22 protein-coding genes, 1 tRNA gene and 1 pseudogene are annotated in these 24994 nt (G+C 68.7%); 13 read left to right on the forward strand and 11 right to left on the reverse strand.

The window, feature by feature from the left end; all coding sequences use genetic code 11:
- Positions 1-108: 108 nt before the first annotated feature.
- Both FB559_RS16795 and FB559_RS16800 read left to right on the forward strand, forming a co-directional pair.
- Entirely contained in the window at positions 109-1296 is a 1188-nt protein-coding gene (locus FB559_RS16795) for an NYN domain-containing protein (protein WP_141956492.1), read from the forward strand.
- Between the two features lie 125 nt (positions 1297-1421).
- Positions 1422-1988 carry a tetratricopeptide repeat protein gene (locus FB559_RS16800; protein WP_141956493.1) on the forward strand — a complete coding sequence of 189 codons (567 nt, stop codon included), beginning with the start codon at positions 1422-1424 and terminating at the stop codon, positions 1986-1988.
- Between the two features lie 7 nt (positions 1989-1995).
- Here FB559_RS16800 and FB559_RS16805 read toward each other — a convergent pair whose 3' ends face one another.
- The 6 genes from FB559_RS16805 to dnaK form a co-directional block, all read right to left on the reverse strand.
- Positions 1996-3582 carry an alkaline phosphatase D family protein gene (locus FB559_RS16805; protein ID WP_141956494.1) on the reverse strand — a complete coding sequence of 529 codons (1587 nt, stop codon included), beginning with the start codon at positions 3580-3582 and terminating at the stop codon, positions 1996-1998.
- 106 nt (positions 3583-3688) lie between these two features.
- Positions 3689-6286, reverse strand: coding sequence for an ATP-dependent chaperone ClpB (gene clpB, locus FB559_RS16810; RefSeq protein WP_141956495.1), 2598 nt, complete (start codon positions 6284-6286; stop codon positions 3689-3691).
- Complete coding sequence (locus tag FB559_RS16815; RefSeq protein ID WP_246121670.1) at positions 6287-6727, reverse strand: heat shock protein transcriptional repressor HspR; 441 nt, start codon at positions 6725-6727, stop codon at positions 6287-6289. It abuts the gene before it with no gap.
- Between the two features lie 76 nt (positions 6728-6803).
- Positions 6804-7979, reverse strand: a complete 1176-nt coding sequence (gene dnaJ, locus FB559_RS16820; protein ID WP_141956496.1) for a molecular chaperone DnaJ — start codon at positions 7977-7979, stop codon at positions 6804-6806.
- Positions 7980-8018: 39 nt separating this feature from the next.
- On the reverse strand, positions 8019-8711 hold the full coding sequence (grpE, locus tag FB559_RS16825) for a nucleotide exchange factor GrpE (RefSeq protein WP_141956497.1): 693 nt from the start codon (positions 8709-8711) through the stop codon (positions 8019-8021).
- Between the two features lie 43 nt (positions 8712-8754).
- Positions 8755-10614: a molecular chaperone DnaK gene (dnaK, locus tag FB559_RS16830; protein ID WP_141956498.1), complete on the reverse strand. Its 1860-nt coding sequence runs from the start codon at positions 10612-10614 to the stop codon at positions 8755-8757.
- Between the two features lie 215 nt (positions 10615-10829).
- On the opposite strand from dnaK, the gene FB559_RS16835 reads away from it, so the two are divergent.
- Positions 10830-11363, forward strand: coding sequence for an RNA polymerase sigma factor (locus FB559_RS16835; protein WP_246121672.1), 534 nt, complete (start codon positions 10830-10832; stop codon positions 11361-11363).
- The gene (locus FB559_RS43930) at positions 11360-11512 is read left to right on the forward strand and encodes a hypothetical protein (protein WP_185792258.1); all 153 of its coding nucleotides are present in this window, start codon (positions 11360-11362) and stop codon (positions 11510-11512) included. Before FB559_RS16835 ends, FB559_RS43930 begins: the two co-directional genes overlap by 4 nt.
- Here FB559_RS43930 and FB559_RS16840 read toward each other — a convergent pair.
- Entirely contained in the window at positions 11494-12219 is a 726-nt protein-coding gene (locus FB559_RS16840; protein ID WP_141956499.1) for a C39 family peptidase, read from the reverse strand. The two genes, FB559_RS43930 and FB559_RS16840, sit on opposite strands and share 19 nt — an antisense overlap.
- Positions 12220-12510: 291 nt before the next feature.
- Between FB559_RS16840 and FB559_RS45550 the strand changes: the two are divergent.
- From FB559_RS45550 to FB559_RS16875, 8 genes and pseudogenes are all read left to right on the forward strand, one after another.
- Positions 12511-12699: pseudogene (locus FB559_RS45550) on the forward strand (hypothetical protein); the annotation flags it as partial.
- A 36-nt stretch (positions 12700-12735) separates the two neighbouring features.
- Positions 12736-13062: a hypothetical protein gene (locus FB559_RS45555; protein ID WP_246122643.1), complete on the forward strand. Its 327-nt coding sequence runs from the start codon at positions 12736-12738 to the stop codon at positions 13060-13062.
- A 138-nt stretch (positions 13063-13200) separates the two neighbouring features.
- The gene (locus FB559_RS16850; RefSeq protein WP_246121674.1) at positions 13201-13797 is read left to right on the forward strand and encodes an RNA polymerase sigma factor; all 597 of its coding nucleotides are present in this window, start codon (positions 13201-13203) and stop codon (positions 13795-13797) included.
- 7 nt (positions 13798-13804) lie between these two features.
- Positions 13805-14935: a CU044_5270 family protein gene (locus FB559_RS16855; protein ID WP_141956500.1), complete on the forward strand. Its 1131-nt coding sequence runs from the start codon at positions 13805-13807 to the stop codon at positions 14933-14935.
- A 114-nt stretch (positions 14936-15049) separates the two neighbouring features.
- Entirely contained in the window at positions 15050-15997 is a 948-nt protein-coding gene (locus FB559_RS16860) for an ATP-binding cassette domain-containing protein (protein ID WP_141956501.1), read from the forward strand.
- Positions 15994-16770 (forward strand): ABC transporter permease, encoded by a 777-nt coding sequence (locus FB559_RS16865; RefSeq protein ID WP_141956502.1) that lies wholly within the window; start codon positions 15994-15996, stop codon positions 16768-16770. Before FB559_RS16860 ends, FB559_RS16865 begins: the two co-directional genes overlap by 4 nt.
- Positions 16767-17540 (forward strand): MerR family transcriptional regulator, encoded by a 774-nt coding sequence (locus FB559_RS16870; protein WP_246121676.1) that lies wholly within the window; start codon positions 16767-16769, stop codon positions 17538-17540. Before FB559_RS16865 ends, FB559_RS16870 begins: the two co-directional genes overlap by 4 nt.
- Before the next feature lie 158 nt (positions 17541-17698).
- Positions 17699-19795, forward strand: a complete 2097-nt coding sequence (locus FB559_RS16875) for a (Fe-S)-binding protein (protein WP_221640427.1) — start codon at positions 17699-17701, stop codon at positions 19793-19795.
- A 474-nt stretch (positions 19796-20269) separates the two neighbouring features.
- On the opposite strand, the gene FB559_RS16880 is transcribed toward FB559_RS16875, so the two are convergent.
- The 4 genes from FB559_RS16880 to dcd form a co-directional block, all read right to left on the reverse strand.
- A complete protein-coding gene (locus tag FB559_RS16880) occupies positions 20270-22030 on the reverse strand; it encodes an ABC transporter permease/substrate binding protein (protein WP_141956504.1) in 1761 nt (586 codons plus the stop codon).
- Complete coding sequence (locus tag FB559_RS16885) at positions 22023-23216, reverse strand: quaternary amine ABC transporter ATP-binding protein (protein ID WP_342781023.1); 1194 nt, start codon at positions 23214-23216, stop codon at positions 22023-22025. Before FB559_RS16885 ends, FB559_RS16880 begins: the two co-directional genes overlap by 8 nt.
- Positions 23217-23489: 273 nt before the next feature.
- Positions 23490-24206 (reverse strand): hypothetical protein, encoded by a 717-nt coding sequence (locus tag FB559_RS16890; RefSeq protein ID WP_141956506.1) that lies wholly within the window; start codon positions 24204-24206, stop codon positions 23490-23492.
- Positions 24206-24781, reverse strand: a complete 576-nt coding sequence (dcd, locus tag FB559_RS16895) for a dCTP deaminase (protein WP_141956507.1) — start codon at positions 24779-24781, stop codon at positions 24206-24208. Before dcd ends, FB559_RS16890 begins: the two co-directional genes overlap by 1 nt.
- 124 nt (positions 24782-24905) lie before the next feature.
- On the opposite strand from dcd, the gene FB559_RS16900 reads away from it, so the two are divergent.
- Positions 24906-24976 (forward strand) — tRNA-Gly (locus FB559_RS16900).
- Positions 24977-24994: the final 18 nt, after the last annotated feature.

Raw genomic sequence — 24994 nt, forward strand, 5'->3', positions numbered from 1 at the left:
GCCAGCGGCGGACTTCACTACGCTTTGGACCAAGGTCGCTCGCCGGCTCGAAAGCTCACCCGTGGGTCGCAGATATAGGGTCTCGTGCCGAGGAAGGGGCGGTGTCGCGTGGATCGCTGCGCGCTGTTCGTTGATGCCAGCTATCTCCTGGCGGACGGCGCGATGGCGGTGCACGGAACCCGCCGTCGTGAGTCCGTCTCCTGGGACTTCGGCGGCATGCTCCAGCTCCTTGGCAACCTCGCACGCGAACGCACCGGCCTCCCTCTGCTGCGCTGCTACTGGTACGAGGCGACCGTCGAAGGCCGCCGCTCACCCGAGCACGACGCGCTCGCCGACCTGCCGGGCATCAAGCTCCGCCTCTCGCGCATCCGCCCCGGCCGCCGCGAAGGCGTGGACACCGAGATCCACCGCGACCTGATGACCCTCGCCCGCAACGGCGGTGTCGCGGACGCCATCGTCGTCAGCGGCGACGAGGACATCGCACCGGTGATCGCCGAGGCACAGGACCACGGCGTACGCGTGACCGTCGTGCACGTCGCGGTCGACGGCAACTGGACCATCTCGCGGGTGCTCCGCCACGAGTGCGACGACCTCATCGAGATCGGCTCCGGGCACCTCCGGCCGTACGTCAACCTGCTGGCCGGCATGGACACCTCCGCGCCGCCGCTCTCGAACGGGCACTCCAGCAGCGGCGGCGCGCTGTCGCCGCTGCACTCACCGACCCAGCACGCGAGCCCGCCGCCGAGCACGCCGATCGGTCACCCACCGCAGCTCGGCAGCCCGTCGACCGCGGGCCTGGGGTCGCCGTCGAGCTCGAGTCACTCGCCGATGCCGCCCCTGCGCTCGGCGCCCACGCACGCGGCGCCCACACCGCCGATCATCCCGTCGAAGCCGGCGGTCGGCCCACCGGGCGGCTCGTCGCCGGGCCGGGTCTCGCCGGGTTCGGGCCAGCCCAACAACACCAGCGGCCAGCAGTACGTCCAGCAGCCGGTCGGTCCCTACACCGGCCCGCAGCAGATTCCGCCGCCACAGCCGCAGCAGTCCACGCCGACGCTCTCCGACGCGGTCAAGGCCGCCCATCAGGAGGGTCAGGATTTCGGCGAGTCGGTCGCACGCGACGCGCCGGCCCTCTGGCTCGAAGCCGTACTCGCGCGCAAGCCCCGGATGCCTTCGGATCTGGAGGCCCGGCTGCTGCAAGGCTCGTCGCTGCCGATCGACTTTCTGCTGCATGACGAGGTGCGCCACGCGTTGCGACGCGGATTCTGGGACGCGCTCGAACGCTCGCGTCGCGTCTGATCACGATAACCTTTTTCGTGGCGGGGCCCTCCCGGCCGGCGAACCCCTGTGACGCATCTCGGGGATGATGCGAAATGACCAGATTCGCAGGAGGTCCGACGGGTAGCGTCTAGAAGGTGACGCATGTGACCGAAGACGATCTCGATGACATGGAGTTCGACACGCTCCGAACGGGCGACCACGCCTCGGCGGCGAGGCGTTTCGTCGAGCTCGCCGAGACGGTCTCAGGCGGCGTTTCACGCGCCAGCCTGTTGCTGCGCGCGGGTGAGCAGTGGCAGCACGCGGGAGAGCACGCGAAGGCCGCTGAGACGTTCCGTGGCGCCCTCGTCGACGGTGGTGATACCTACGGCGACCCGCGCATCTACCTGGCCGGTGCCCTGTTCGAGCTGGACCGGCGCGACGAGGCCGGTGCGCTGATCGAGCAGGTGCGCGCCGAGTCACCGCGGGATCCGGAGATCTACCGCGCGGTGGCCGAGCTGCTCTACGAGCAGGGCGAGCTGGTCGGTGCGCACGACTGGTCCACCGCCGGCGCCGACCTGGCACGGGCGAACGACCCGGACAGCCTCGAGGGCCTGCTGCGGATCCGCTACCGCTCCCGTCTCGACCTGCGCCGCCCCGAGGACGAGTACGACGAGCTGCTGGACGAGCTGCTGAAGAGGACCGACGAGGCGCCGGACCAGCAGTTCCGCTGAGCCGCTCTCAGAGCCTGGGGGTCTTCGACAGGGACGCGTGGTCGATCTCGTAGAGCTCCGTGTCCGGGTCGACCGCCTCCCAGCGCACGAAAGCCTTGCCGTCCTCGAAGTGCAGCGTGGCGACGGCGTTGTGGAACCACGGGCCGTGGCTCAGCCGCCACCGCATCGGCGTCTTGGGCACTCCGGCCAGCCGGGCCAGTGCGCGCGCGGGTACGTCGGTGACCCGTCCGTAGGCCGCCCGCTGGATCATGCGGTACTTCATCGGCAGGTGGTTGCGCATCGGCGAGCAGACGACCTGGGAGATCGGGGTCGAGGTGTTGGCGACCCTGGCGAGGTAGGAGTAGTGCACGTCGCCGGAGACGAGCGTGATGCTCTGCGGCCCGTCGTCGCGCCGCGCCACCTCCAGGAGCGTGTCCGCGAGGGCGCTGAAGGACCTCTCGAACGCCGCCCAGTGCTCCAGGTCGGCGCCCTGCCGGATCTTCTCGCCGAGTCTGGCCATCCGGCGGCCCCACGCCCCGCCCGCGATCGCCTCGTCGAATGACTCCAGGTGGTGGATGGTCGCGGGAAGCAGGTACGGCAGCGAGGTGGCCACGACCAGGTGGTCCACGTCACCGCGGCACTGTTCCTGGACCCAGGCGAGCTCGTCGTCGTCCAGCATGGCCCTCTTGCCGTCGCGCAGCACGCGTCCGCAGCGGCTGTCGACGACGATCAGCCGGGTGCGCCCGTAGTCGTGCGCGTAGCTCCAGCGAGTGCCGTCCGCCTGCTCGTCGGCGCGTTCGGCGAACTTGTCGACGATGTCCCCGGCGTCGCCGTCGGCGTCCAGGACGTCCCGGTAGACGGGGTCCTGGGAGCGCTTCTCCGCCGACATGTTGCCCAGGTGCTGGTAGACCCAGTACGAGCCGAGCCCGCCGGTGATCCGTTCGTGCCACCACGGCTGGGCGCGGATGTCGCGGAGCCAGGTCTCGGAGGTGTTCCAGTCGTCCCGGATGTCATGGTCATCGAAGATCATCAGCGTCGGCACGGTGGACAGCAGCCAGCGGACCATGTCGTCGTCGGTCCAGGCCAGCTGGTAGAGCCGGGTGTACTCCTCGTAGTCGGCGATCTCCAGGCCCGGCGGCTCGCCGGTGTCGCGACGGGCCTTGATGAACTCCTGCATCTCCGGCCCGGTCTCATCCGCGTAGACCTGGTCGCCGACCATCAGCAGCAGGTCGGGCCATTCGTGCCCACCCGCGAGCCGGCGCGCGTACGCCCCCAGCACGTCGGGCCCGTGGGTCTTCTCCACGCCGGGGGCGACCCGGCACGACCCGAAGCTGATCCGCTGACCCTGGCCGGGCGCCGGCATCCGGATGCGGCTCGGCGGTGACCCGGGTTTCGGCCATACGGTCTGGTCGTCGAGTGCGACCTCGTACTCGGTGTCCGATCCGGGGGCGAGGCCTTCGATCTGGACGAGCGCGTAGTGGTGTCCGTGGACGGTGAACGTCGGCGTCGTGGTGTCGAGCACCCGCACGTCGCACGGCTGGTCGGTCTCTACCCAGACAGCGGCCGTATCAGGGCCGACGTGACGGAGCAGGGGACCAACGAGGAGTTGCGTCATACATGTATGCAATACGCCAAAACCGGCATCGGCGTCCACTTGGAGGGGTCGATGAAAGATCCGGCGCCGTCACCGCGAAGGGCGGTGACGGCGCCGATGACCTTGGTCAGGCGACCGGGACGCCGGGCTTTACGGTCAGCGTGTCCGCGGCCTCGTCGACGTCCACGACGACCTCGTCGCCGTCGCGGATCTCGCCGGACAGCAGCTCGCGGGCGAGCTGGTCGCCGATGGCGCTCTGCACGAGCCGGCGGAGCGGACGGGCGCCGTACGCCGGGTCGAAGCCGGTCAGGGCCAGCCACTCGCGGGCCCCGTCGGTCACGGTCAGCGTCAGCCGCCGGTCGGACAGGCGGCGTGCCAGCCGGTCGACCTGCAGGTCGACGATCTTCGTCAGCTCCTCCGTCGTCAGCGCGTCGAAGATGATCACGTCGTCGAGGCGGTTGAGGAACTCCGGCTTGAAGTTGCCGCGCACCGCCGTGAGCACGGCCTCACGCCGCGCCCCGTTGTCGAGGGCCGGGTCGACCAGGAACTGCGAGCCGAGGTTCGACGTCATGATCAGGATCGTGTTGCGGAAGTCGACCGTGCGGCCCTGGCCGTCGGTCAGGCGGCCGTCGTCCAGCACCTGGAGCAGCACGTCGAAGACCTCAGGATGGGCCTTCTCGACCTCGTCCAGCAGCACGACGCAGTACGGGCGGCGGCGTACCGCCTCGGTCAGCTGGCCGCCCTCCTCGTAGCCGACATAGCCGGGAGGCGCACCGACGAGCCGCGCGACCGAGTGCTTCTCGCCGTACTCGCTCATGTCGATGCGGACCGTGGCACGCTCGTCGTCGAACAGGAAGTCCGCCAGCGCCTTGGCCAGCTCGGTCTTGCCGACACCGGTCGGGCCGAGGAACAGGAACGAACCCGTCGGGCGGTCCGGGTCGGAGACGCCCGCCCGCGCGCGGCGTACCGCATCGGAAACGGCGCGCACGGCATCGGACTGCCCGATCAGGCGCCGGCCCAGCTCCTCCTCCATGCGCAGCAGCTTGGCGGTCTCGCCTTCGAGAAGGCGCCCGGCCGGGATACCGGTCCACGCCGCGACGACCTCGGCGACGTCGTCGGCGGTGACCTCCTCCCTGACCATGGCGTCCCGGTTCTTGGCGGCCTCCGCTGCGGCCTCCAGGTCGTCGCGCAGCTGTTTGATCTCGATCGCGATGTCGCTGGGGGCCTTCCAATCGCCGTCGACCTGAGCCTGGCGGAAGGCCTGCTCGCGTCGACTCTCGGCCTCGTCGATGCGCTTCTTCAGTTCACCGACCTTGTTGAGGCCCTCCTTCTCCTGGGCCCAGCGCGCGTTCAAGCCGTTGAGCTGTTCCCTACGGTCGGCGAGCTCGGCCTTGAGCCGTTCGTGCCGCTGCTGGGAGGCCTCGTCGGACTCCTTGCTGAGCTGGTGTTGCTCCATCTCCAGCCGGTCGACCACACGCTGCAACTCGTCGATCTCGACCGGCCGTGAATCGATCTCCATGCGCAGCCGGGATGCGGCCTCGTCGACAAGGTCGATCGCCTTGTCCGGCAGGAATCGAGCGGTGATGTACCGGTCGGAGAGCGCGGCCGCGGCGACGAGCGCCGCGTCGGCGATCTGAACCTCGTGGTGTCCCTCGTAGCGGCCCTTGAGGCCGCGCAGGATCGCGATCGTGTCCTCGACCGACGGCTCGCCGACCAGGACCTGCTGGAACCGGCGCTCCAGCGCCGAGTCCTTCTCGATCCGCTCGCGGTATTCGTCCAGCGTGGTGGCGCCGATCATGTGCAGCTCACCGCGGGCCAGCATCGGCTTGAGCATGTTGCCGGCGTCCATCGAGCCCTCGGCCGCGCCCGCGCCGACCATGGTGTGCAGCTCGTCGATGAACGTGACGACCCGCCCGTCGCTCTGCTTGATCTCGTTCAGCACGGCCTTGAGGCGCTCTTCGAACTCGCCGCGGAACTTCGCGCCCGCGACCATCGCGGACAGGTCGAGCGAGATCAGCTGCTTGTTCTTCAGCGTCTCCGGGACGTCGCCGGCGACGATCCGCTGGGCCAGACCTTCGACCACCGCGGTCTTGCCCACGCCGGGCTCACCGATGAGCACCGGGTTGTTCTTCGTACGCCGGGACAGCACCTGGACCACGCGGCGGATCTCGGTGTCGCGGCCGATGACCGGGTCGAGCTTGCCCTCGCGGGCCTGCGCGGTCAGGTCGACGCCGTACTTTTCCAGCGCCTGGTAGGTCTCCTCGGGGTTCTCACTCGTCACGCGCGCGTGCCCGCGTACCTGCTCGAAGGCCTCCAGCAGGGCGTCCGGAGTCGCGCCGTTCTCGCGCAGCAGCGTCGCGACCGGACCGCCGTCGGAGGCCAGGCCGACCAGCAGGTGCTCGGTGGAGACGTACTCATCCTCGAGCTGCTTGGCACGGTTGGCCGCGGTGTTCAGCACGACCAGCAGCGGACGTGAGGTCTGCGGCGCGCCGACGGTCGAGCCGGCCGCCTTCGGCAGTGCGTCGATCTGCTCCTCGGCCCGGCGGCGCAGTGCCTGCGGATCCGCGCCCACCGCCTCCAGGAGCGGTCGTGCCGTGCCGTCGCCCTGGGACAGCAGCGCGACGAGCAGGTGTGCCGGCTCGACCTGCGGGTGTCCCTCGGTCGCCGCCCGGCGTACGGCGGTCGATACCGCCTCCTGACTCTTCTGGGTCAGTTTGTAGTCCACTTATTCCTCCCCGCGCGCACGCCACAGCACAACACTGGTCTGGCGGATCGGCACCAGCTCGGCGCCGCCCGCCGACTCGGGGGTGTTCTTCAGCCGGGCGAGCCGGGCGGCCACCGCACGGGTGGACTCCAGCTCGTTGCCCAGCTCCTCGACCAGCCCCCGTAGCCGTACGACCTCGGCCCGTAGGACCTCGGACTCACGCTGCAGGTCGAGGATCTGCCTGATACCGGCGAGGTTGATGCCCTCGTCCTGTGACAGCCGCTGGATCTCCCGCAGCAACACGATGTCGCGCATGGAGTAGCGGCGGCCGCGGCCGGACGTACGGCCCGGCGAGACCAGGCCCATCCGGTCGTACGTGCGCAGCGTCTGCGGGTGCAGGCCGGACAGCTCCGCGGCCACCGAGATGACGTAGACCGGACTGTCGTCGCCGAAAGGATTCACGAGTCCTCCTCCGTCGGCGGAGTGATCACGATGCTGTGCTTGTCGGTTCCCTCGCTTCGCTCGGTCACGGTCACGATCACTCCTCTCTCGCCATCCGCAGCAGGTCACCGCGCACATCATCGCCGCCAAGGCTCCCGGTGATCTTCTCCAGGGCCTCGCGGGTGGTCTCGTCGATCTCGGTCGGGACCTGTACGTCGACGGTGACGAGCAGGTCGCCCTTGGTGCCGTCGCGCCGGGACGCGCCCTGGCCGCGTACCCGCAGCACCCGTCCGTTGGGTGTGCCCGGCGCGATGCGTACGGTCTTCGGCTGGCCCCGGTGGATCGGCACCTTGATCTCGGCGCCGAGCGCGGCCTCCGGGAAGGTGACGGGCACCTTCAGCGTGAGGTTGTCGCCCGAGCGGCCGAACACCTTGTGCGGCGTGACGTGCACGAGGACGTACAGGTCGCCGTTCGGCCCGCCGTTCTCTCCCGGCGCGCCCTTGCCCTTGAGCCGGATCCGCTGCCCGTCGTCGACCCCGGCCGGAATGCGCGCCTGGATCGTGCGGGTGCTCTGGGCCCGGCCGCTGCCGTAGCAGGTCGTGCAGGGGTCGTCGACGATCAGTCCGCGGCCGTGGCACTCGCGGCAGGGCTCGGAGAAGGCGAACCCGCCCGCGTTGCGGCTCTCCTGCCCGGTGCCCTCACAGCGCGGGCAGACGCGGGGGACCGTGCCGGTCTTGGCGCCGGTCCCCCGGCAGGTCGGGCATGCCGCCTCGCTGGTCAGCCGGAGCGGCACCGTACGCCCGTCGAGGGCCTCGCCGAAGGTCAGCGTGATCTCGGACTCGACGTCGGTGCCCCGGCGCGCCCGCTGGGTCGTGCCGCCCTGCCTGCGGCCGAACAGCCCACCGAACAGGTCGCCGATGCGCTCGCCGGTCCCGCCGGGAGGCGTGCCCGTACCCGTGGTGCCGCCCGTGTTGCCGAACAGGTCACCCAGGTCGAAGCCGAAACCGCCCTGACCGCCACCGCGCGGACCCGTCCCGCGGAACAGGCTGCGGGCCTCGTCGTACTCCTTGCGGCTCTTCTCGTCCGACAGCACGTCGTAGGCCTCGGAGATGGTCTTGAACTTCTCCTCGGCCTCGGAGTCACCCTTGTTGGCGTCCGGGTGGTACTGCCGGGCGAGCTTCCGGTAGGACTTCTTGATCTCGTCCGGGGTGGCGGTCTTCGGAACACCGAGGACCTTGTAGTAGTCCTTCTCCAGGTAGTCCTTGGTGCTCACGGGCGTCCCTTACCTCGTTCCGTTCGTCTTTTGTTCGTCTCAGTCGTCGTCGGACGCCGGAACCTCGGGCTTCCCCTCGGTCTCGGTCTGCGCCTCTGCGGCCTCGGACCGCTCGGGCTCTTCGGCTCGCTCCGGCTCCGTCTCGTCCGGCCCGCCGCCCGGCTCGGCCACCGCGACCCGCGCCGGCCGCAGGATCCGCTCGCCGATGCCGTACCCCGGCTGCAGGATCTGCACGGCCGTCGGCTCGCTGACGTCGGCGGAGAACGAATGCATGAGCGCCTCGTGGACGTTCGGGTCGAACGGCTCGCCCGGAGTCCCGAAGGACTTCAGCCCGAGCTTGCCGACCGTGCCCTCCAGCCGCTCCGCGACCTGCTTGAACCCGCCGTTCAGCTCGTCGTGCTCGCGGGCCCGTCCGATGTCGTCGAGCACCGGCAGGAGCTCGGACAGGACGTTCGCGAGCGCCTGCTCACGGACGGTCGCCCGGTCCCGGTCGACCCGTTTGCGGTAGTTGGAGTACTCCGCCTGGAGCCGCTGCAGGTCGAGCGTGCGCTCCGCCAGTTGCTTCTTGATGTCCGCGGCCTCTTCGTTGTCGGTGGCCGTGGGTGCGCTCGGGGAGGACTCGGGAGCCGGCTCAGCCGGCTCCCGGACCTTGCCCGTCTCGGGATCGATGCGCCGCTTGTCGCGGATCACCGGGCCCTCGCGCTCCTCGGCGTCGTCATGACGCTCCGTCACGCTCTGACCTCCTCGGCTACTGCCTGCGGAAGGAGGCTGCGGCTCACGCCGCACCGCCTTCGCGCTTGGTGTTCTCGTCGTCCACGATCTCGGCGTCGACGACCTCGTCCTCCTGGGGCGCGCCGGCCTCGTCGGTGGTGGCGCCCTGTGCGGCGTCCTCACCAGGCTGGTTCTGGGCGTACATCGCGGCGCCCATCTTCTGGCTGACCTGCGCGAGCTGCTCCGACGCCGTGCGGATCGCGTCGATGTCGGTGCCCTCGAGGGTCTTCTTGACCTCGTCCAGCGCCGTCTGGACCTCGGTCTTGACCTCGGCCGGGATCTTCTCGTCGTTCTCCCCGAGGAACTTCTCGGTGGAGTAGGCGAGGGTGTCGGCGTTGTTGCGGGTCTCGGTCTCCTCGCGTCGCTTGCGGTCCTCCTCGGCGTACTGCTCGGCCTCGCGCATCATCTTGTCGATGTCGTCCTTGGGCAGCGCCGAGCCGCCCGTGATGACCATCGACTGCTCCTTGCCGGTGCCGAGGTCCTTGGCGCCGACGTTCACGATGCCGTTGGCGTCGATGTCGAAGGTGACCTCGATCTGCGGCACGCCGCGGGGCGCCGGGGGCAGGCCCGTCAGCTGGAAGGTGCCGAGCTTCTTGTTGTACGCCGCGATCTCGCGCTCGCCCTGGTAGACCTGGATCTCCACGGACGGCTGGTTGTCATCGGCGGTCGTGAAGACCTCCGACCGCTTGGTCGGGATCGTGGTGTTCCGCTCGATGATCTTGGTGAAGATGCCGCCCTTGGTCTCGATGCCCAGGCTCAGCGGGGTCACGTCGAGGAGCAGGACGTCCTTGACCTCGCCCTTGAGGACACCGGCCTGCAGGGACGCGCCGACCGCTACGACCTCGTCGGGGTTGACGCCCTTGTTGGCCTCCTTGCCGCCGGTCAGGCTCTTGACCAGGTCGGCGACGGCGGGCATACGGGTCGAGCCACCGACGAGAACGACGTGGTTGATGTCGTTCAGGGCGATGCCGGCGTCCTTGACCACCTGCTGGAACGGCGTCTTGCACCGGTCGAGCAGGTCGGAGGTCATCTTCTGGAACTCGGCCCGGGTGAGCTTCTCGTCCAGGTGGAGCGGGCCCTCGGAGGATGCCGTGATGTAGGGCAGGTTGATGCTCGTCTCCGAAGAGCTGGAGAGCTCGATCTTGGCCTTCTCCGCGGCCTCACGCAGGCGCTGCAGCGCCATCTTGTCCTTGGCCAGGTCGACGCCGTTGGCGTTCTTGAAGTTGGTGACCAGCCAGTCGACGACCTTCTGGTCCCAGTCGTCACCACCGAGGTGGTTGTCGCCGTTGGTCGCCTTCACCTCGACGACGCCGTCGCCGACCTCGAGGAGGGAGACGTCGAAGGTGCCACCACCGAGGTCGAAGACGAGGATGGTCGCCTCGCCCTCCTTCTCCAGGTGGTAGGCGAGCGCCGCGGCGGTCGGCTCGTTGATGATGCGCAGGACGTTGAGGCCCGCGATCTGGCCGGCCTCCTTGGTCGCCTGCCGCTGGTGGTCCGAGAAGTACGCGGGAACGGTGATCACCGCGTCGGTGATCTTCTCACCGAGGTAGGACTCCGCATCGCGCTTCAGCTTCTGCAGCACGAACGCGCTGATCTGCTGGGGCGTGAAGTCCTTGTCGTCGATCTTGGTCTTCCAGTCGGTGCCCATTTCGCGCTTGACCGACCGGATGGTGCGGTCGACGTTGGTCACCGCCTGGCGCTTGGCGACCTCACCGACGAGAACCTCGCCGTTCTTGGCGAAGGCGACGACGGACGGCGTAGTCCTCGACCCCTCCGCGTTGGCGATGACGGTGGGCTCGCCACCCTCCAGGATCGCGACGACCGAGTTGGTCGTCCCAAGGTCGATACCGACCGCTCGTGCCATGAGTTGGTTCCTCCGACTGTGCTGTGTCGTCTTTTCGAAGCTGAGTCCAGCAGACGCAAGGTTGCCCGAGCGAGCTTGCGCTGTCAAATGACTTGAGTCTGGCTCACTCAACTTTGCTGTTGGGTCTAACGTCCGAAGAATCCCCCGTGTTCCCGTAATAACCGCCCCTCTTGTGGCCACTACTTCGTGACCGCCGCCCAGAGGACGGAGAGCGCGTGGATGCCGATGATGACCGGGAACGCTTCACGGCCTTGTACGACCGCTACCGCAAGCGGGTCTGGGCGTACGCCGCCGGCCGCGCGGGGGCCGAGGCCGCCGACGAGATCGTGAGCGAGACGTTCATGGCCGCGTGGCGTCGACGCCGCGAGATTCCGTCGGCGGAGCTTCCGTGGCTGTTCGGTGTGGCGAGGAATGTCATACGGGACGCGGTACGCGCCGAGGCGCGCCGTGCCTCTCTCACCGCGGCGCTCCGCCGCCGGACCGAGGAGCCTGCCGCCGACGTCGCCGAGGATGTCGTCGACCGGCTGGCGATGCTGGGGGCCATGGCCGACCTGCCGGACACCGACCGCGAGGTGCTCACACTCATGGCGTGGCAGGGGCTGAGCCCGCACGAGGCGGCAGGCGTCCTCGGGTGTACGGCGGCCAACGCGCGCGTGCGGCTCCATCGGGCTCGCAAGCGGCTGGCGGCGCTCGTGCAGGTCCCCCAGGGTCGTCACGCCGTTGACTCGATGGGGATGGGGCTGTCGTGAAGGACGACATCATGAAGGAACTGGCCGAGTGCCGTCCCGGTCATCTCAGTGGGGACGGAAAGGTCGACGAGACGACCCGTAGGTCCGAGCTGGCCCGTGCGTTCTACGCGTCGTCGGCGTCGGCCGGGCGTCAGAGGCGCGAGATGTAGTGCATGCCGCCGCCTGACTGGAGCGTGCGGGCGAGAGCGGAGGCGGGGATCGTGTGGGTGCCGCCGGTCGGCCGCCACGGGTCGAAGACCGTGATCGTGCCGGCCTGCTGGTTGTAGCCGTAGGCGACGATCGCATGGCCGATCCACTGGCCCTTGAGCTTGCCCTTGTTCCAGGGCAGGCGCTCCATCCAGACCTGGATGACCGGCGCCCGGCGTAGGGACCCGACGTCGTACGACACGCGTTGCATCAGCAGCTCGGGGTGGTCGACCACGTCGCCGACGACGCGGTCGTCGAACCTGCGCGGATGAAGGTAGTCGTCGATCACGGAGGCCGCCGTGTCGCCGCCGGTACCCCTCGTGGTCGTCCTCATCTTCCTGGCCAGCGCGTCCTGGCTCACCTTGACCCCGAAGGTGGACAGGCTCATCGACGTGGAGGCGGGGACGCAGTAGTAGTTGGTCCACTGGTACTGCTCGTGGAGCTTCAGCCGGTACGAGCGTGGCATCGCCACGGGCAGTATCGAGGTGGCGCGTGTGGCCAGAGAGGCCGACGTGATCTGTGTGATCTGCGCGATCTGTGCGATCCGCGTGCTTCGCGTGGTGATGCCGGGCGGCGGCGTGACGACGGCGTGCGCGGTCCCCGCGCCCACCAGGAAAGCGGTGACGGCGGCGATTCCCACCGTCGGCGCTCGGCTCAGAGCATTCTTCACTTGCGTCCTCCAGACATCACAAGGCCCAGAGTTCGAGCCGTGCCTCAGACGTCGGCACCTGCAAGGCGGTCAAGCGAATGCTGATATGTGCTCATGTAACGCGTCGTAGAACTCTATTTACTCATATGAAAGGTATTCGTCTCTCCGGCGGAGTGCCTGGTGTCAGCACACCGATCACCGGAAGGTGACCCATGGCGGAGCGCCGCGGATGAGGGCCAGGACCGATACGACGCCCGCGACGAACGAGGCACCACCGGCGCCAGGAGACGCGCCGGTACCGTGCACTCACCGGTGTCGGGGTCGAGGAGGTCGCCGACGGCCACGAGAACCGCGTCATCGACTGGGTGGCCGCCGAGGGCCTCCAGCCGCGGCCGGCCAGGGCCATCGCCGCGCTGTCGAAGGGCGACCGCGACGTCCTGCTGCTCAAACGCCCTGTGCGACCTGTCCCATCAGGAGATCGCCCAGGCGCTCGATATCCCGTACGGCACGGTCGGCTCGCGGCTCAGCCGTGCCCGCGTGAAGGTGCGTTCCGTCCGCCGCCACAGCGCTCGCTCTCGTGGCCGGCCTCACCGGCGGCTCGCCAGGCCGGGGAACGGGGACCCACGAGCCGGTCCGGCCCCTGACGGCCCGGCAGGTACTGCTCACCGCGGCCGAGCCGGGGACAACGAACTGCTCCTCGACCCGTCGACGTACACGCCACTCGGCACCCAGGTCGTCCTCGTCAAGGGCAACGGCGGCAAGTCCGCGCCCCCACCGCCAGGTGTGCCGCCGATCCCGAGCGCCATCACCCACAGCGAGATCTACGTGGCGATGGGCTGGACGAACACCGCGTACGGCGGCTGAGCCGCCCGGCGGTCCCTCCGTCCCGATCGTGCCCTGGCACGGTCGGGACGCCGCACGTGAAAGTGGCCGGGCGCGTCGGGTGAGACATGGGTGACCGCCAACCCGCCATGGAGAGATCCACATGAGACAGAGCCCGACTTGAGTACCGCCATCGGAGACCAAGCGGAGCGCGACGCCACCATGATCCGGCAGTCCCGTGACGCACCTGAGGTTTTCGGGGCGATCTTCGACGCCTATTTCGCCGAGATCCGTGCGTACGCGTCCCGGCGGGTCGGGGTGGAGCACGCGTCCGACATCGCCGCCGAGACGTTCGTCGCCGCGTTCCGCAAGCGGCACCGGTACGACCCCGGGCGCGCCAGCGTACGGACCTGGCTGTACGGGTTCGCCACCAAGCTGGTCGGCAAGCACCGGCGCAGTGAGCTGCGGAAACTGCGCGCCATGGACCGGCTGGCACCGGATCCGGAGTCCGAGGAACACGAGGAACGGACCACCGGACGACTCGCCGCCGAAGGACTGCGAAAGCGGCTCTCGGGAGCCCTCGCCGGGCTGTCCGCCGGCGACCGGGACGTCGTGCTGCTCGTCGCGCTCGCCGGTCTGAGCCACGAGGAGGTGGCCGCCGCGCTGGACATCCCGTACGGCACGGTCGGGTCGCGGCTGAACCGGGCCAGACGAAAACTACGTGAGGCGCTGGGCGGGACCAATCCGCTGCTCGGCCTGGAGGACCACGATGGATGAGATCCGGATGATTCGCGATCTTTACGAGCCGCCCGCGCCCGCTCCCGCGCGCGAGGTGATGGCGGCCCGCGCTCGGCTCGACGGCGTGGCGCGCCAGGACCGCCGCCGTCCCCGACGGCGCTGGGTGGTGCCGGGGGCCGGGCTGGCGATCGTCGCCGTCACCGCGGCGGTCGCCGTCGTCGTGACCATGCCACCGGAGCCTCCCTCGCGGACTTCGCCTACGCCGCAGGCTGCCACGGCGCGTACGGTGCTGCTCAACGCCGCTTTGCGGGCCGACCGGCAGCCGGCGACGACGGGGAGATACTGGCACGTCGACGCGAGCACCCGCTGGTTCCAGAAGGTCAAGACCGGCGGATATCTGATCCGCAACACGAGCCGCGAGGAGTCCTGGCAGGCGGCGGACCGATCGGGGAAGGCGATCGACCGACAGCAGGATCTCGGTGCCCAGCCGGCCACCCCTGCCGACCGGGAGGCCTGGCGAAAGGCGGGCTCTCCTCGTGTTTTCCGTACTTCGAGGGGCAAGCGGACCAGGGCCCCTGAGCGCGTGGTCGTGTGGCGTGGGAGCGCAGCCGAGATACTCGACGGGATGGGGGCCGCATCGCAGGCGGGCTTGGACCGACTGCGGCAACTCCCGGCCGATCCCGGAAAGCTGCGCACCTGGCTGCTCGCGCTACCGGACAGCCCGACCCAGCGAAAGCCGAATGTCGGGAAACTACCGAGTGCCTTCCCGTCCGCCATGCCCAGGCCGTGGGCTCCACCGCCGGGGACGCGTGCCGCCCTCGAAGAATGGCTGTTCGTGCAGGGTTCCTCCCTGATCCTGTACTCGCCGGTCACGCCGAAGGTGCGAGCGGCCGCCTTCCGGATGCTCGCCACGCTGCCGGACGTGAAGCCGGCCGGCACGGTGCGTGACGCCTACGGACGCGAGGGAACGGCGGTCGCGATGGACGAGATCGACCCCCTCGGCCAGCCGATACACGTACAGCAGCGCCTGGTGATCGCCCCGGCGAGCGGTCGTGCCCTCGCGAGCGAGGAGGTGGTCCTCGGGCCGAACGCCAACTTCCCGGAACTGCCCACCGGATCTGTCGGGAGCACGACGACGGTGCGCACCGCCGACTGGACGGACACGGCGCCCAGCTGACCCGCGCGAGCACCACGACGGTGAGTACGGCCGTCTCGACCGGAAAATCTCCTGCCTGATTCGTGCGCTCCAGGGTTGACCCTGACGTTGGGTCAACCCTGGAGCATTCGGAGCATGAACGAAAACGGGCAAACCCCGGCGCTGTCGGCGACCGGGCTCCGCAAGTCCTACAAGGACAAGGTCGTCCTGGACGGGATCGACCTGAACGTCGCCGAAGGGACGATCTTCTCCCTGCTCGGCCCCAACGGCGCCGGCAAGACCACCACGGTGCAGATCCTCTCCACACTGATCACCGCCGACGCCGGCGACGTACGGGTGGCCGGCCACGACCTGAGGCGGGACCCCGAAGCGGTTCGCGCGGCCATCGGCGTCACCGGGCAGTTCTCGGCGGTCGACAACCTGCTCACCGGCCGCGAGAATCTCCTCCTGATGGCGGACCTGCACCATCTGGACCGGCGGGAGGGGCGGCGGCGCGCCGCCTCGCTGCTGGAGCAGTTCGACCTGGTCGAGGCCGCGGCGAAGACGGCGATGACCTACTCCGGCGGCATGCGACGGCGGCTCGACATCGCGATGACGCTGATGGGCCGCCCGCAGATCATCTTCCTGGACGAGCCGACCACCGGCCTGGACCCGCGCAGCCGCCGCTCCATGTGGCAGATCATCCACACACTCGTCGCCGAGGGCGTGACGATCCTCCTCACCACGCAGTACCTGGAGGAGGCCGACCAGCTCGCCGACGTCGTGGCCGTCCTCGACAACGGCCGGCTGGTCGCCGAGGGAAGCCCGGACGAGCTCAAGCGCATTATCCCCGGCGGCCACATCCAGCTGCGCTTCACCGACGCCGACGGGCTCGACGCCGCCGCACGCGCGCTCGGAGAGGTGTCGCGCGACGACGAGGCGCTCGCGCTACGGGTGCCGAGCGACGGCGGTGTCGAGTCACTCCGGGAGCTGCTCGCGCGGCTCGACGCCGCCTCGATCACCTCGCTCTCGGTGCACACGCCCGACCTCGACGACGTCTTCCTCGCCCTGACCGGGCAGCCGCAGAAAGAGAAGGTCCGATGAGCACTCTGTCCTATGCCGCGCGCGACTCGGCGACGATGCTGCGCCGCAACCTCCGTCACGCCCTGCGCTATCCGTCCATGACGATCTCGACGGCCGCTGTGCCGATCATCTTCCTGCTGCTGTTCGTGTACGTCTTCGGCTCCACGCTCGGTGCCGGACTCGGGGGGTCCCGCTACATCGACTACGTCTCCCCCGGCATCATCGTGATGGCCGTGGCCTCGGGGTCCACGGCGACGGCGGTCTCGGTCTGCACGGACATGACCGAGGGCATCGTCGCCCGCTTCCGTACGATGGCGATCGCCCGCGCCTCGCTGCTGACCGGGCACGTCGTGGGGAGTCTGATCCAGACGATGTTCAGCACGGCGCTCGTCATCGGCGTCGCGCTGCTGATGGGGTTCCGGCCTAACGCCGGCCCGGCCGAGTGGATCGCGGCGATCGGCCTCCTGCTCCTGCTGACTCTGGCGCTCACCTGGCTGGCGGTCGCGTTCGGGCTGGTGGCCAAGCGGCCGGAGGTGGCGAGCAACCTTCCGCTTCCGCTGATCCTGCTGCCGTTCATCGGGAGCGGCTTCGTGCCGACGGACTCGATGCCGGCCGGGCTACGCCAGTTCGCCGAGTACCAGCCCTTCACCTCGATCAATGAGACGCTGCGGGGACTGCTCATGGGCACCCCGATCGGGCACAACGGAGTGGTCGCCGCCGCCTGGTGCGTCGCGATCGCCGCGATGGGATACCTGTGGGCGAAGAAACTCTTCAACAGGGACCCGGGACGATGAACCACGAGCAGGCCCGTACGGCGGACGCGTCGATGCTCACCATAGGCAGGCTCGCCGCCTATGTCGGGGTGACGGTGCGCGCCGTACGGCACTACCACCAGCGCGGCCTGATGACCGAACCGGACCGCGACGTCTCGGGCTACCGCCGCTACGACGCCCAGGCGGTGGTCGACCTGATCCGCATCAAGACCCTGTCGGACGCGGGGGTTCCGCTGGCTCGCGTCGGCGAGCTCCTGGACGCGGAGCCCTCGCGGTTCTCCGAGGCCATAACGGAGATCGACAAGGCGCTGACGGAGCGGATCCGCGATCTTGAACGGCAGCGAGGCCGGATCGCCGAGCTCGCCGCGGGGGAGCGCCTCCTCCTGCCCGGGGAGGTCGTGGACTACCTCGACGCACTGCGCGACATCGGCGTCAGCCCGCGTACGGTCCGCATGGAACGCGACGCCTGGATCCTGGTGGCGGCGCGCTTCCCGGCCGACACCCCGGAGTGGGCGAAGGACAAACTGTCGACCGCCTCCGACCCCGAGTTCCAGCGGATCTATCTCGAGTGGGACGAGGCGTTCGACTGGGATCGGTCCGACCCGCGGCTGGAGGATCTCGCCGATGCCACGGTGGCGTACGCCCGGCGCTCGGAGCAGGATCGCGGTGAGTCGGAGTGGGAGATCGACGAGCCGCTCACGGTCGCCCTGGTGGCGGCGCAGCCCGGCATCTCCTCTCCCGCCTGGGATCGCCTGGACCAGCTGTGCCGGGACCGGATGTCCGGCTCGTAGCGTGAGATGGGTCTCCGCGGGCTGGCGGAAAAGCTACTGACCGGTAGTATGCGAACCCGTGTTCGTGCCTGTCAGCCGCCGGTCATACGCTGACTGCCAGGCCGTACCAGGAGGACGGAAACGTGGTTGTCAGGTTGATCATCGGGCTCGCCGCGACCATGGTGGCGCTCGCGCTCGCCGGCCGGCGGGTCCTGTTCCTCTACCGGCTGGGGACGAGCGGCCAGCCCGCGCCCGAGCGTCTCGCGTCGGCCAAGGACAACGTCGGCGAGGACGTCAAGGGCCAGGTCGTGGAGGTCCTGGGGCAGAAGAAACTGCTCAAGTGGACCGTCCCCGGACTCGCGCACTTCTTCGTGATGTGGGCCTTCATCATTCTCGCCACGGTCTACCTCGAGGCGTACGGCGCGCTGTTCACCGGCCTGGACTTCCACATCCCGCTCGTCGGCAAGTGGGACGCGCTCGGCTTCCTGCAGGACTTCATCGCCGTCGCCGCCTTCCTCGGCCTGGTCGTCTTCGCGGCCATCAGGATCAAGAACTCCCCGAAGAAGCTCGACCGCAAGTCGCGCTTCAAGGGCTCGCACCTCGGCGGTGCCTGGCTCGTCCTGTTCATGATCTTCAACGTCGTCTGGACGATGTTCCTGTTCCGCGGGGCCGGCGTCGCCACCGGCAACTTCCCGTACGGCGACGGCGCCTTCATGTCCCACCTCGTGGGCAGCGCGCTCAAGCCGCTCGGTCACGGCGCCGACGAGGCGCTGGAGTCCGTGGGCCTGCTGCTGCACATCGGCGTCATGCTGGTGTTCCTGATCATCGTGCTCAACTCCAAGCACCTGCACATCTTCCTGGCCCCGCTCAACGTGATGTTCAAGCGGCGCCCGGACGGCCTCGGCGCGGTCCAGCCGATGATGAGCGACGGCAAGCCGATCGACTTCGAAGAGGCCGACCCCGACGAGGACACCTTCGGGCGGGGCAAGATCGAGGACTTCACCTGGAAGGGCTTCCTCGACTTCGCCTCCTGCACCGAGTGCGGCCGCTGCCAGTCGCAGTGCCCCGCGTGGAACACCGGCAAGCCGCTGTCGCCCAAGACGCTCATCATGGACCTGCGCGACCACGCACTGGCCAAGGCGCCCTACATCCTGGCCGACGAGGCCGACCGGGAAAACCTTCCCGAGGACGTCCTCAAGGAGGCCGGCCGTCCGCTGGTCGGCGACGCCGCCTCGATGGGCGTGATCGACCCCGACGTGCTGTGGTCCTGCACCAACTGCGGCGCCTGCGTCGAGCAGTGCCCCGTCGACATCGAGCACATCGACCACATCGTCGACATGCGCCGCTACCAGGTCATGATCGAGTCGAGCTTCCCGTCCGAGGCCGGCGTCATGCTGAAGAACCTGGAGAACAAGGGCAACCCGTGGGGCATGTCCGAGACGAAGCGCGCCGACTGGATCGAGGAGCTCGACTTCGAGGTGCCTCTGGTCGAGGACAAGATGCCCGAGGACACCGAATACCTCTTCTGGGTCGGCTGCGCGGGCGCCCTGGAGGACCGGGCGAAGAGGACGACCAAGGCCGTCGCGGAGCTGTTGCACATCGCGGGCGTGAAGTTCGCCGTGCTCGGCCCGATGGAGGCGTGCTCGGGTGACCCGGCGCGGCGCCTGGGCATGGAGTTCGTTTTCCAGATGCTGGCCCAGCAGAACGTCGAGACCCTCAACAAGGCCGGCGTCAAGAAGATCGTCGCCAGCTGCCCGCACTGCTTCAACACGCTCGCCAACGAATACCCCCAGCTCGGCGGCACGTACGAGGTCGTCCACCACACCCAGCTGCTGTCCCACCTCGTGGAGGTCGGCAAGCTCACGCCGGTCACGCCGATCGAGGAGAAGATCACCTACCACGACCCGTGCTTCCTCGGCCGGCACAACAAGGTGTACTCCCAGCCGCGCGACATCATGGCCAAGGTTCCCGGCGTGCAGACCCAGGAGATGCACCGCTGCAAGGACCGCGGCTTCTGCTGCGGCGCCGGCGGCGCGCGGATGTGGATGGAAGAACGCATCGGCAAGCGCATCAACACCGAGCGCGTGGACGAGGCGCTGGAGACCGACCCGGACACCGTCTCCACGGCGTGCCCGTTCTGCCTCGTCATGCTCGGCGACGCGATCAACGAGAAGAAGAGCTCCGGAGCCGCACGCGACTCACTCGAGGTCGTCGACGTGGCCCAGTTGCTGATCAGGTCCGTCAAGGGCGAGCCGGAGCCGGCCGCCGCGGAGTAGCCCGGCTCCGGTGGCGTTCGAGCCGCCGGAGCGACAGCGAGACCCAGGCCGCGGACCACTCCCGGCCTGGGCCGCACGGCGAGTAGATGGCGGGCGTCCTGACCGCCACCGAGGCGGCCGCCACTCGGTCATCGCGGCCGACGGCACCTCGGCGCGACGACGCGTTCGCCGGATGGCCCGCGGGCCGGCGTACGCGAAAGGCCCGTCACCGATCGCGTGGTGACGGGCCCTTGTGCGGTAAATGACTGACGGCGCCATCGCGGGGGGAGCGGGGATTGCGATGGCGCCGTCAACGTCCTGATCGGATCGTGTGACGAAGGTCACAATGACTTACGTCAACCAAACTGACCAGTAACGCGTCGGTCCCGACGTTACCGCCTTTGACTGCGAGTTAGCCACCCCTAGCCCCGAGAATTACCGTCTCCGCAACGATCCAGACACTCAGCGCAACGGATTCCGGTCCGGGAGTCAGGGTCATCCGGTCAACTTCTTGACGACCGCCGGGTTCTGCTTCTCCCATTCGGCGACGCCCTGAGCCTCCTTGCCCTTGTACTTGTTCATCACCAGGTCCTCGAGCGGGAACAACTGCGCGTCGCTCATCGTGAACTTCTTGAGCCAGCCGTCCAGGTCGGGGAAGTCCTTGGCGAAGCCCTGACGGCCCAGCGTGTGGATCTTCTCGGCGGATCCGAAGGCGTTCTGCGGATCGGCGAGGGGCTTGATCGGGAACTTGGTGTACGCCCAGTGCGGCTTCCAGAGGGTGACCGCGATCGGCTGGTTGTTCTTCACGGAACGGTCCAGCTCCGCGAGCATCGCCGCCGTACTGCTCTCGACGACCTTGTAGTCACCGAGGCCGTACGCGGGCTGCACCTTGGTCTTGACGATCTTCATCTCGCCGGCGCCCGGCTCGATGCCGACGATGCGGCCCTTGTAGCGGGAGCTCTGTCCCTTGAGATCGGCGACGGAGTTCGCCGGGTCGGTCTTCGGCACGGCGATCTGCATGCTCGCCTTGTCGTACCAGACGCCGACGTCCTCGATCTTGTCCTTGTACTTGTTGTAGTAGTCGGCGTGGGTGGCCGGCAGCCACGCGTCGAAGAACAGGTCGATGTCGCCCTGGCCGAGCCCGGCGAACAGCGGGCCGGCGTCGACCTGCCTGAGCGTGACCTGGTACCCCTTCTTCTCCAGCTCGGCCTTCCACAGCTGGGTGACGGCGATGTCCTCATCCCAGGGGATGTAGCCGATGGTGATCGGTTTGCCCTTGGCGCCACTGCCGCCGGTGCCGACGATGCCCAGCGTCGTGGCGAGCAGCGCGAAGACGACGACACCGGACAGCGCGAACACCGGACGCGGCCGGTACCGCAAGACGTTGGCCACGCCCCCGTGTACGGCACGGTCGGCCGAGCGCCGTGCGGCCGGGGCCAGCCGGGTCCCCAGTGCGCTCGTCATGCGGTCGAGGATGATGGCCAGCAGCACCACCGCCAGGCCGGACTCGGCGCCCGCGCCCAGGTTGTACTGCGTGATCGCACCGAAGACGTTCGCCCCCAGACCCTCGGCCCCGACCATGCCGGCGACGACGACCATGGACAGCGACAGCATGATGACCTGGTTGACGCCAGTCATGATCGTCGGCAGTGCGAGCGGGATCTGCACCCGCGTGAGCACGCGTCCGGGCGGCGTCCCGAATGCCTCCGCCGCCTCGACCGTTTCCCGGTCGACCTGCTTGATACCCAGCTCGGTCAGGCGCGCGCCGGGGGGAATCGCGAAGACCATCGTCGCGACGACCCCGGGCACCTCGCCGAGGCCGAAGAACGAGATCGCCGGGATCAGGTAGACGAACGCCGGCATGGTCTGCATGAAGTCCAGAACGGGGCGGGCCACCGTACTCACGGTCGGCACCCGGGCACTGAGCACGCCCAGGGGAACCCCGACGATCAGTGCCGCGACGCTGGCGACGAGCACGAGGGCGAGCGTCTCCATCGCGGCGTCCCACTGCCCGAGCATGTCGATGAGGACCAGCCCGGCCATGGTCAGGACGCCTGCGGCCAGCCCACGCAGCCACCAGCACGCCATCGCGACCACGGCGGCCAGCGCCAGCGAGGGCGGCGCGCTCAGGAGGTGGCTCAGGCCGTGCACCAGCCCGCCGACGACGTCACTGATCGCCGAGAAGACCGGCCTGCCGTGCTTGGTGAGGAAGTCGACCGCGTCGGTGACCCAGTCACCGAGGGGGATCCTAGGCATCGGCGGTGACCTCCTCGTTCTGCGTGTTGCCGCTCAGACCGCCGGTCAGGTTGCCGAGCGCCGCGAGGAGCGTGACCCGGGGGATCACACCGAGCAGTTTTCCGTCCCCGTCCGCGACAGGTACCGGAAACGGGCTCTCCGCGCATCGCGTGAACAGCTCGGCGACGGTGGTGTCGGGGTCGACGGGCTGCACGTCCTCGTCGATGAGTCCATCGAGGTCGGTCCTGCCCTCGCGTACGGCCTGGGCGGCGGGCCCGGCGAGGACGGCGCCGAGCAGCCGGCGTTCACGGGTGAGGGCGAACGCGGCCGCGGACTGGGTCTCGCGCATCACGCGTACGGCCGCGCGCGGGCCGCCGTTCGCGTCGACGACGGAGATCGGCGGCTCCATGACCGAGCGCGCCGTGAGCACCCGGGTCCGGTCGACGTCGGCGACGAACTGGGCGACGTAGTCGTTCGCGGGGTCGGTGAGGATGTCCTCGGCGGTGCCGATCTGCATGACCTGTCCGCCCCGCAGCATCGCGATGCGGTCGCCGAGGCGCATCGCCTCGTTGAGGTCGTGGGTGATGAACACGATCGTCTTGCTGAGCCGTCCCTGCAGGTCGAGCAGGAGATCCTGCATCTCGCGCCGGATCAGCGGGTCGAGGGCGCTGAACGCCTCGTCCATCAGCAGGATGTCGGTCTCGGCGGCCAGTGCGCGGGCGAGACCGACCCGCTGCTGCATGCCGCCCGACAGCTGGTCGGGGTAGCGGTCCTCCCAGCCGTCGAGCCCGACGTAGCCGAGAAACTCCCTGGCCTTCTCCGTCCGCTCCTGGCGTGGAACGTTCCGGACCTCCAGCCCGTACGCCGCGTTCTCCAGCACCGTACGGTGGGGGAACAGCGCGAAGTGCTGGAAGACCATGCTGACCTTCTGCTGACGGAGTTCGCGTAGCTCCTTGCCGCTCATCTTGGTGATGTCGACTCCGTCGATCTCGACGGTGCCGCCGGTGGGATCGAGGATTCCGTTCAGCATCCGGATCAACGTGGACTTTCCGGAGCCCGACAGACCCATGACGACGAAGATCTCGCCATCCTCGACCTCGAATGACACATCGGCGACCGCCGCGGTCGCACCCAGTCGGCGAAGCTCGGCTGGATCGACGCCTTGACCGATTTGGCGCAGCGCCTCGGCCGATCTCCGGCCGAAGATCTTCGAGACCCCTTGTACGCGAAGTCTGGACACATCGTCCTTCCGGTCCGGCCGCGCTGCCTACTGACGTCCGGGCCGCGCGGCGAGATGACGCGAGCCGCCGGCCCGCTCGTCACCGCCGACTCACCTGCGTCCGACCCGTCCGATTGTGTCCCACATCACATCTGCGAAGGGCAACCGAACATTGGGGTCAAACGTCCGCGAGGTTACCGGCGGGTTACAACCAATGCACGTGGATGTGCCAAGAGTCACAGTCCGTACGCTCTGGGTTATTCAGCGGTAAAGGGCTGGATCGTCGGGGTCGAAGACCCGAAACCGGTCGCGGTCGGTGGCGACACCACCGACCCCCTGCGCGAGTTCGAGCGCGGCCGTGGCGGCGAGGCGTACCGCGTCACCCGCACTGTTCGGTACGCGGCCGAAACGGTAGCCGTGCAGCCCGGGATCCTGACGCATCGGCCCGAGCGCGAGCGGCAGCAGCCAACGCAGACTGGGCACATCGGGGCTGTCACAGCGGATCCGCACCGGACTGATTGCGCTGGTCAGGAAGAACGAGCCGTCCTGCTCGGGAGCGCCGGCCCTGAGCCCGGGAACGAGCTGGTTGAAACGGGCCGCGAGCTCATCCGGGGAGATCTTCCGCGGCGTGTGCACGATGACGACCTCACTGGCGTCGTCGGCCACGACCGGCTGCGGCAGATGAGCATGCCCCCCGAACCGCCACGCGAGCCCACGCACCAGCCAGGTCTGGAACGGTCCACTGTCGCTGGCCACCCAGGCGTGCCCGGGCGGAAGACCGATCTTGGCGGCCGTCTCGGACGTGATCCTCTGCGGCCCGGCCAGCCTGATCCCCGCACCGAAGGAGATGCTCGTGTCCTCGACGGGCACCGCGTCCGGATCGAACCGCCGCACGGCGTCGAGCAGCCAGGCATGCTGGGGCACCTGCGGCAGAACGACCGCCGGCAGCCTGCGCAAACGCCTGGCCGAGAGCTTCATCAGACCTTCGTACGGTGAAAGTTGAGGTAGGAACGCGAGGGAGTCGGCCCCCGCTGATCCTGGTAACGCGAACCATGTTGCTTCGACCCGTACGGGTGCTCGACCGGCGAGCTGGTACGGAACAGGCACATCTGCCCGATCTTCATACCGGGCCACAACTTGATCGGCAACGTGGCGACGTTGGACAACTCGAGCGTGACATGCCCGGAGAACCCAGGATCGATCCAGCCGGCCGTGGAGTGCGTGAGCAACCCCAGCCGCCCGAGACTGGACTTCCCCTCCAGCCGCGCCGCCAGGTCATCGGGCAGTCCGAACACCTCGTACGTGGAGGCGAGCACGAACTCCCCGGGATGCAGGATGAAGGCCTGATCAGCCTCAACATCGACCGGCCGAGTGAGATCGGCCTGCTCGACGGCCGGATCGATATGGGGATACCGATGATTCTCGAACACCCGAAAGTACCGATCCAGCCGCACGTCGATGCTCGATGGCTGAACCATCGCGTCGTCGTACGGGTCGATCTTCATACGTCCGGACTCGATCTCAGCCTTGAGATCCCGATCGGAGAGCAGCACACGGTGAAACTACAGGTTGAGCCGCTACTCCGCTGCCACGCGGCACAGGATCCCACCGCCAGGGGCATGACCGTCCTGCAGCGGCACGGCTTCCGGTAACATGTGCGAGCGGTTTACGACCGATGCGGGTGTAGTTCAATGGTAGAACTCCAGCTTCCCAAGCTGGTAGTGCGGGTTCGATTCCCGTCACCCGCTCGCATAGCGAAGGCCCAG

Source organism: Actinoallomurus bryophytorum, from assembly GCF_006716425.1.
GTDB classification, from domain to species: Bacteria; Actinomycetota; Actinomycetes; order Streptosporangiales; family Streptosporangiaceae; genus Actinoallomurus; species Actinoallomurus bryophytorum.